Raw genomic sequence first — 6,209 nt, forward strand, 5'->3', positions numbered from 1 at the left:
TTTACTTTTAACCCCATAATTCATTAACACTTCAGTTCTCACTAAAACCTTCTTAAATACACACATTTAACAAGTATAAATAAGACAAAATGATACATTATTAATCATCCAAAGCTAAAGTAGACTGCTATAGTTTTCATATCTTCACCGGCAAACAGAAACAAACTAGCTATTGATCGCACAAATTTAGCACTTTGATTATGGTTTATATCTATATTATTTTTTAACCAGATAAAATAACAGGAGGTGATAATTCAATAAAACCCATCTTATTCTGCAATGAAAAATTGATTACTAATAGTAAAGGACTACACAATGAATAACTCGTTAAAAACTACATTAGCTATATTTATTGCAAGCACACTATCTTGTACCGTTTTTGCTGATAGTACCACCTACACACCAAATAATTATACTGAGGCTAATATCAGCAATGGTCTAGATGGCCCTGGCCGCCCTGATCCAAATGATAAAAAAAGAAAACCTCGCAGACCTCCACCCATGCCTGTTCAAGCATTTGAGGATGTTAATGGCGACGGTAATGTTGATAAAATTATTGCAGCACACATGTCGCCAAGAGCTATGTCCGTTACATTTTTAGGCAATGGTGATGGTAGTTTCTGCAAAGAAGGATTAACACACAATCCTGCTTACTTACCTAAAAAAGCTATAAAAGTGGTTAATTTTGCAGACCTCACTAACGATGGAAGAATTGATAAAATCGTGACAGCTTTTCCTCCTCCAAAGAAAAAGCCTAGACGTCCAAAAAATGAAATAGAAACAATTAATGATGGTAAAGATAAACCCAAAAGACCACCAAAACCAAAAATGTTTGTTTACCTAGGGTTAAGTGATGGTTCCTTTGCCAAAACCCCGATGGGAGTAGTCGAAGAATAAGCAATTAAGAAGAAGGGTTTGAAAAGCAATAAGCTATTCACTGTTGCTCTACAAGCCCTTCTTTCCAATATTGACTTATAATCGTTTGTAACTCACCAGATAACTCCAACTCACCTAAAATTTGATCAAATTGATGAACAAAGTGTTGCTTAAATGGGTATTTTTCTAGATTCTGGTTCGTATAACCCAAATGTCCATACTCAACAGATACTGTAGTACCTTCAACCAAACGATCAATTTGCTTAATAGATCTTTTCTTTTTCAGATACTGCATTGTCAGTAGAATTGCTTGGCGATCATTCATATAACAATCCGTTTCGTGAGCAATTAACATTTGTATTAAATTACTTTGATTATTTGGGTATTCTTTTATAGTAATTATTCCCTCTTGAACAGCCTTGTGAAACTGTTCGCCCCCCATAATAAAGCCCACATTAAGACCAATAGTCAAACCATAATAATCCTGAGGCCAACGTGGACGTTTAACCAACAAAATATCTTCTCGACAAAAAACTGATACAATTTCTTTCATCAATTGTTTCGAATAGGGGTCAATAAAAGGACGGGAGAGTCTTTTTTTATAAGGAGGATACATGGCAAATGCTTTCCCCTGGGCAAGCATTTTTAGACCTCTTTTCCAAGGTACCGCTTGTAATGTCACTTGATAGCGATGCATATCCTGTAACACACGCTCAATGATTTTCGTATAAACACCAGTGACTTTATCTTGCTCAACAAAGCTATAAGGATAGTAATCAATATCCGATAAAATAGTCAGCGGTATTTTTTCTGCTCTGACGGATGTTGTAAACATTAAGCAAAATAGTATTTTCCAAAAAAATTGGTAAATAACGATTATCCTTTTCACAGACAATATTAAAACATTACTCAATATTGGTTACCTACGTTACTTATAACAATCAGGCACCATATCAGTATATTACACAAAATAACTTGCACAATGTAGACGTATAACGTTCATCTCATTTTCGATACTGTAAATAACGTTTTACACTTAGTACAGGAAAGCTGAATTCCTGGTAGATCAGGATCTTTATCATAGCGCTCATTTTTAGCGACCTCTGAGATATTAAAGCGCTGTTCACAACTAGGACAATAACAAAAAATTTGATTATTTATACATTCGATATCTGCTACTGGTACAATGTCATTATAGACTGTAGTACCACTTGAACCTGATAGTAAATCAATCGGAATGGGGACAACCACTGTGGATTTATCACTACTAATATCACTTAGTGTTTGTAATATCCTCAAAGTCATTGCACCAGGTGATGACGCTAAAAGACGCGCAGCTTTACAAAAAATATCAGCAGTTACTTGATCTGACTCGGCTTTAATCCGCTGGGCTGTTGCTTCTTTTTGAGCTTCTGTTTCGCGCATCATCGCTCGTAAGAGATTCGATTCCATACTGGCATCTGTTAAACGAATATCGATATCACCCAGCCCCCACTTCTTTGTTGTTACTCGGATAACATCTTCAATCTCTCCTGCAATTGCAGCTTTTTGTCCTCTTACTTCTTCAATTGTTTTTGTTCCAATAACATCTGAGATCGTTGTCAATGCCAACTGTTTAATACTTTGCTGATAGTCAACAACCTCAAGTAATGCCTGCTGGGAATCAACTACACGAAAATGAACGGTTCCTGAAATTGTAACAGATACATTACCATTCAAAACTACTTGCTGATTAGGTAAATCGATAGTTTGAATGCTGCTTTTAGTGGTATAAATTTTTTGTAAAATGGGTATACAAAATCCCAACCCTGGAGAAACATGGCCAGAAAACTTTCCCAGCGTTAACCTCACGCCCAGTTCATCCTGATTAACCACATAAAACCCAAGAAATGTGATCACTGATTTTTTCATATATTAAATTTTACCTTTTTTATTATTAAAGTTTTGCTCACTTACCTTAAAACCATATAACATTAAGATTATAATACTCATTCTTTACAAACCTACACCCTTCGCTAAAGGTATAATTCAAACTAACTAAAATAGATCGATATAGACTTCGTTTTTTTATTCCTAATCATTCTAACCGGTGGAAAACTCAGTCACTATAAACACATGCTTATACGATTAATAAGTGACTAGGGTGAAAAACGCGGGCAACAAACCCTAAAAATGATTCGTGAAGGGTATATTATGAGCAAGTAATATATTTACACACCACTAAATTATACTACATGGTTGTAAACTCACCTTGCTGTCAACTATAGGTAAGTCTAAAATACTAAGTGTAATTAGCTCCAAAACCTGACCATCTAAAGGAGACGAACAATCCATTTAATTTAGTTCATACTATGATCAACCCATGCTTTGGTCTACACAATAGGACCAGTTATGAAGATCCCCTCATTTAAAATAAATATATCTCAACGCTTATATTACAAATTTTATATCCTTTTTATTACTTGCATATTATTTATAAATTCTTCTTTATTTGCGAGTCCTGAGTATAATGCTCCACCATCAATTAACATAGCTACTGTAAACTGGCCTGGGTATACGAATAAAGATGGTAGTGGCTTATACCTGGCAGTATTAAATGCTATCTTTGAAGAAAAAATAGCAATATTAAATGTATCGTTAATGCCATATCAAAAAGCTCGACATTCAGTTGAAACCTATAAAAATGATATCTTTTTAGTCGAAAGTGAGTTTTCCAAATCGTTTAAACTCATTTACTCACATATTCCTATTGATATTGGCAATGTTGACTATTTCCATAATCAGGATATTTTTTTCACTGATGCAACATCTTTTTCAGGTAAAACCCTTGGTTGGGTGAAAGGTTATGAGTTTCAAAGAAAAATTACTTTACCAGAGAGTCATTACACTACATTTCATGTAAAAGATGTTCTTCAGGGAGTTATAATGACAACTCAAGGTCGTCTGGACTTTTTTATTGACTATGACGAAGGTATAAAACAAGCAGCTCACGAAAATAATATTGATATCAGTAACTTTAAATTTACCCCTGGATTTCAAGAAACCTACCTAGTCGGTTTTTCTACAGATACAAAAGGAAGAAAACTTAGAGTTATATATAACACCGGCATGAAGAAACTTTTTACAACGGGACAACTAGAAAATATATTATTTGAACATGGTGTTATACCTCATATCATTGATGAACAACAGGTGACTACCATATTAAGCTATTATAGCAAACTATTTAGTCAATAAGATCCAATATAATTAAATTTAAAATACCGGGCATTTTTTACAGAAGTCGTTTTCTAAAGCAGATTTTGAACAAAGGTGCTTTAGAAAATAGCTGGTATAATTCTGGTTAAGTGACAATCTGTAGGGTAATGAAAGAGGACCTTAAAATCTTACCAATAGACACTAACATTCTGATATTAAAGGATAAAATATCAAACCAATATCCTTAGGTGAAAATGAGATGTGAATTATGTTAAGTCACTATTATTGGCTGAAAAACCCCATATACTTAGAAACTGCAATGGCTATAAGCAAAGCGGACTATACTCATCAAGAAGTATTTTTATACACAATTGCCTTGCCATGCAGACCCATCAACTAACCACTTGCCCAAGAACCATAACAAAAGCCATCATGGCAAGAGCAACCACAGAAAAGATAATGCCTAGCACAGCAAAAACTTTTCTACGTTGTTTTTGTATAAGGCCTCCAATACCTAAGCCTAAAGCAACAAGCGATAAACCTACTACGACAAAAAACAACAGCCCTACTATTACTGCGGCAATAGGCTTTTGTCCAATACCTCCTGGAGTAGTTGCTTCAATCATCCCTGCAAAAAAAGCAATAGAACTACCGAAATTATCGATATTAAACTAATCACAAATGAGCTAATTCCAAAGCCCGAATGTTTTTTCACTTCCATTAACTGAAATACCTATGCTAATGAACACTGCTACAATTATAAATGTTTCATTCAAAACTAAGAATAATCATACTCATAAAATGATAAAGTATAGTTTAAACAAATTTTTCTAATCCAGCTAAACATAAGCAATATAATTTTTCTCCATATAGTGAATACCTATAACTTAGCGGTTGGAGGTATAGATAGTTTATAGGCAATATAAATTTAGGATTTTGATTAAATAAATGAACACTTTAGCCACTTTTATACGCTAACATTGATAACATCAAACTAAACAAAGCAACTACTATGACCTCTTGCGCTAAAATTAACTAACCAGTCACGCCATAATTAATTTTTACAGTTTTTTTCAATGTAGCTGATTAAACTCCAAAACCTTAACGAAAAATATAAAAATAAATCCATTAATCAGTTAAATGCTTATTTTGGTAAAGCTGATAATCACATTATTAAAGCACACAAATTATATCATTTACTTGCATAGTGATTTAAGTCATACAAATTTAAACATCACATGATGTATATATTACAAACACTTTATCCGTAAGAAACAAGGAAATAATAATGAAAAAGGCCACCACAAATAAAAATTCTGCAATACTGGCCATGCTACTTGTCGCTATATGCAACCAACCAATGACTTATGCAGCTCAAGCAACAGATAATGGATACCACAGCTACCGAGTCGCAATTGGCGATAATTTCAAAGGAATCCAAAATGAGATAATTATACCATGGGCGTATGGTGCGACTGGTGATCGAGGTATTGGCACCAATACCAATCCAGAAATGTTTTTTTGATTTTATAAAGATGCTGGTAGTGGCTGGAAAGGTTATGATGCTGGCGTGATTTATGACAAAAATGAAGGATGGTAAATTATTTTTAGTGGGTGCAAATGGGATGATACCAATGTTTCATTATCACCTGGTAAAAAATATTTATTGACTTCTGAAATTATCAAAAAAGCCAATAAATATTATGCTGTAACTACCGTAAAAAAAACTAATGGCAGTACTATACAATCACTTCGGTACTTAATACCAGATCAAACTTGGGCTAAGTCTATGTACCAACATGGCGGACAACTCTCAAGACATATTGCATTGGCTTCCAATAAGGTTAACACCGAAGCTTATATTTCTGATGGTGCATCACTTAAAGGCGCTTAGGTAAAGGAACGCTGATCAAAGCAAATAGCACCACATTAACCTGGACTGAGGCACTCTCAACAGATACACCTTTTTATAGCAACATTGATTTTGTAAATGATACCAGATATGGAGAACTTTCTGCTTATAAAACTTATCATGATTATAGGGATAACTATAAACCCAAAAACCGGCTATTTTCACTAAAATCAGAAACAAGATTAGGTTACGCAGCTGAAACCGTAGATATCATTTATAACTA

At 34.0% G+C, this 6,209-nt stretch carries 7 protein-coding genes; 4 read left to right on the plus strand and 3 right to left on the minus strand.

Annotated features, from left to right (window positions below; genetic code table 11):
• Positions 1 to 315 precede the first annotated feature (315 nt).
• A complete protein-coding gene (locus KCG35_RS23205; RefSeq protein ID WP_215822243.1) occupies positions 316 to 897 on the plus strand; it encodes an FG-GAP repeat domain-containing protein in 582 nt (193 codons plus the stop codon).
• A 37-nt stretch (positions 898 to 934) separates the two neighbouring features.
• On the opposite strand, the gene KCG35_RS23210 is transcribed toward KCG35_RS23205, so the two are convergent.
• Together KCG35_RS23210 and KCG35_RS23215 are read right to left on the minus strand one after the other, a co-directional pair.
• Complete coding sequence (locus KCG35_RS23210) at positions 935 to 1,711, minus strand: substrate-binding periplasmic protein (protein WP_215822244.1); 777 nt, start codon at positions 1,709 to 1,711, stop codon at positions 935 to 937.
• Positions 1,712 to 1,875: 164 nt separating this feature from the next.
• Positions 1,876 to 2,787 (minus strand): SPFH domain-containing protein, encoded by a 912-nt coding sequence (locus KCG35_RS23215; protein WP_215822245.1) that lies wholly within the window; start codon positions 2,785 to 2,787, stop codon positions 1,876 to 1,878.
• Positions 2,788 to 3,267: 480 nt separating this feature from the next.
• On the opposite strand from KCG35_RS23215, the gene KCG35_RS23220 reads away from it, so the two are divergent.
• Complete coding sequence (locus tag KCG35_RS23220) at positions 3,268 to 4,113, plus strand: transporter substrate-binding domain-containing protein (protein WP_215822246.1); 846 nt, start codon at positions 3,268 to 3,270, stop codon at positions 4,111 to 4,113.
• 353 nt (positions 4,114 to 4,466) lie between these two features.
• On the opposite strand, the gene KCG35_RS23225 is transcribed toward KCG35_RS23220, so the two are convergent.
• Complete coding sequence (locus KCG35_RS23225) at positions 4,467 to 4,700, minus strand: hypothetical protein (RefSeq protein WP_215822247.1); 234 nt, start codon at positions 4,698 to 4,700, stop codon at positions 4,467 to 4,469.
• 662 nt (positions 4,701 to 5,362) lie between these two features.
• On the opposite strand from KCG35_RS23225, the gene KCG35_RS23230 reads away from it, so the two are divergent.
• Positions 5,363 to 5,599 carry a hypothetical protein gene (locus KCG35_RS23230; RefSeq protein ID WP_215822248.1) on the plus strand — a complete coding sequence of 79 codons (237 nt, stop codon included), beginning with the start codon at positions 5,363 to 5,365 and terminating at the stop codon, positions 5,597 to 5,599.
• A 141-nt stretch (positions 5,600 to 5,740) separates the two neighbouring features.
• Positions 5,741 to 5,968, plus strand: a complete 228-nt coding sequence (locus tag KCG35_RS23235; RefSeq protein ID WP_215822249.1) for a hypothetical protein — start codon at positions 5,741 to 5,743, stop codon at positions 5,966 to 5,968.
• The last annotated feature ends 241 nt before the right edge of the window (positions 5,969 to 6,209 follow it).

This window comes from Zooshikella harenae (assembly GCF_018837975.1).
Taxonomy (GTDB): Bacteria; Pseudomonadota; Gammaproteobacteria; order Pseudomonadales; family Zooshikellaceae; genus Zooshikella; species Zooshikella harenae.